Origin of the sequence: Paludisphaera soli, assembly GCF_011064595.1 — a bacterium.
Classification (GTDB): Bacteria; Planctomycetota; Planctomycetia; order Isosphaerales; family Isosphaeraceae; genus Paludisphaera; species Paludisphaera soli.
Genome location: NZ_JAALJI010000097.1, coordinates 1 through 1,828, shown reverse-complemented (window position 1 = coordinate 1,828; position 1,828 = coordinate 1). Strand labels below are relative to the sequence as shown.

The window sequence follows — 1,828 nt, the reverse complement described above, 5'->3', positions numbered from 1 at the left end:
ACGCGTCGCCTTCGCCGTGGGCGACGGGGCCCTGGCCGTCACCTGCGCGCACCGCGTGCTCGCGGACCTCCCGTCATCGGCCCCCGCCCGGCCGTCGACCGACGAATAATCCGGGCGCGGGGCGGCGAGGATGCGAGCTCCTTCCGCGGGTGACGACGGACGGGGCCGCGTCAGTCTCGGCCCGCCGGATCGCCTCCACCTGCGTCGGGCTACGGGGATCGTCACGTCCAGCTCCGCGGGCGTCGTCCTTCGTGCCTCGGCGAGCGTCGGTATCGGGAAGGTTTCGCCGGCGTGGGCCGCCACGTAGGTCTCCCCCACCAGCCGACCCTGGCGCGTGAAGGCGCGGCGAAGCCCTCCGCCGACCCGTCGATCGCGGCCCGCTCGGCCTGAGCCCGTCCAGGCACTCCTGCCGGAGCCGGCCGTTGAACGCCTCGATGAATGAGATGTCGGTCGGCTTCCCCGGCCTGATGAAATCCCGCGTGACGACGTTGAAATAGGCCCGAAGGTCCAGCGACCTCCTGGCGAACTCGCGACCGTCCTCCGCCGGATGCTCGACGGGACTCTCCTCTAGGCGGCCGGCCCTTCGAGGACGCGGACGGTTCAGTCGCCGGTGAGCTGGAGGTCGGCCCGGGTAGCCACCGCCTCGCGGGTGAATGCGTCTACGACGGTCCACGACCAGAATCGGCGGCCATCCGAGGGCGAGTCGCTCATGAAGTCCATCGCCCAGACGACGCCGGCCGCCTCGGCGGCGGCCGGCGTCGTGCGGACCTGCGGGCTGGCGTGGCTACGCGGAGTCTTGCTGCGCACGGCCAGGCCTTCTTCCGCGTCGAGGCGGCAGGCCCGCTTGCGCTCGACCTCCCTTCCCTCCCGGCGCAGCAGGACGGGCAGGCGATCGCCGAGCGGATCCACGGGCTGAGGCGGCGGAACAGGCTGCGGCAGAAGGTCATGACCAAGAAGCCCGGAGCGAAGAAGTTCGAGGTGATCCCGTTCCGATGGCGGTTCGAGCGGGCCTTCGCCTGGATGGGGCAATCGCGGAGGCGGTCGAAGGATGGCCAGGAATCGACGGCCGGCGCCGATGCGTTCATCTACCACGCGCTGATCCACCTCATGGCCCGTCGGCCGGTCAAGAAGCCGGCTGTCTCGACACCCGGTCAGAGCGGTTGTTTGTTGACGGGGTCGGTTGTCGCGGCCATCTCCGGCCTGGTGTGGAGGGCCGCCAGGGATGGATTTCTGTTCGCGTTCTTCGCGAACGATTCGTCGCCGTCAGCCCTGATCTCGATCGGATGTTCTCGAAGCTCAAGGCCTGGCCGCGATCGGCCGGGGCGAGGACGATCGGATGCCTGATCGGGGCGATGGGCGACGCCCCGCAGGCCGTCCGCCCCGCCGACATCGCGGTCTGGTTCCGCCATGGGAGGATGGCCGGACTCCCGATCGAGCGGTAGACTCGACGAGAAACCGCTCCGATGCCACACGGTCGCAAGGTAAATCTTGCACGTGATACGGATGACTTCGATAAAGTAGCAGCCGGCATCGACCGGTCCTCATCCCTGATGACGGGGCGGCCGCGACATCCTTACGAGTCGGCGGGCCGGAGACGGCGAACGATGCGGGAGATCAGCCAGGTCCTCGAAGCGATCGGGCGGGGGGAGCCGCAGGCGGCCGTCGAGCTCCTGCCATTGGTCTACGATGAGTTGAGGGGGCTTGCGGCGCGGCAACTCGCCGGCGAGCTGCCCGGTCAGACCCTGAACGCCACGGCCTTGGTGCATGAGGCGTATCTGCGGGTCGCGGGGGACAAAGGCGCGACCCCGGCTGGGCCAACCGGCGGCAT

At 69.6% G+C, this 1,828-nt stretch carries 3 protein-coding genes; 2 read left to right on the top strand and 1 reads right to left on the bottom strand.

The window, feature by feature from the left end:
• Positions 1–600 precede the first annotated feature (600 nt).
• Positions 601–807 carry a hypothetical protein gene (locus G6O68_RS31695; protein WP_165253736.1) on the bottom strand — a complete coding sequence of 69 codons (207 nt, stop codon included), beginning with the start codon at positions 805–807 and terminating at the stop codon, positions 601–603.
• 476 nt (positions 808–1,283) lie between these two features.
• Here G6O68_RS31695 and G6O68_RS31690 point away from each other — a divergent pair, with 476 nt between their 5' ends.
• Both G6O68_RS31690 and G6O68_RS31685 read left to right on the top strand, forming a co-directional pair.
• The gene (locus tag G6O68_RS31690) at positions 1,284–1,442 is read left to right on the top strand and encodes a hypothetical protein (RefSeq protein ID WP_165253734.1); all 159 of its coding nucleotides are present in this window, start codon (positions 1,284–1,286) and stop codon (positions 1,440–1,442) included.
• 162 nt (positions 1,443–1,604) lie between these two features.
• A partial coding sequence (locus G6O68_RS31685) for an ECF-type sigma factor (protein ID WP_240911589.1) occupies positions 1,605–1,828 on the top strand: 224 nt, incomplete at its 3' end.

Bases quoted from the DNA above. Each gene is read 5' to 3' on its own strand.
- G6O68_RS31690 (WP_165253734.1), top strand. From the start codon at position 1,284: ATGTTCTCGAAGCTCAAGGCCTGGCCGCGATCGGCCGGGGCGAGGACG.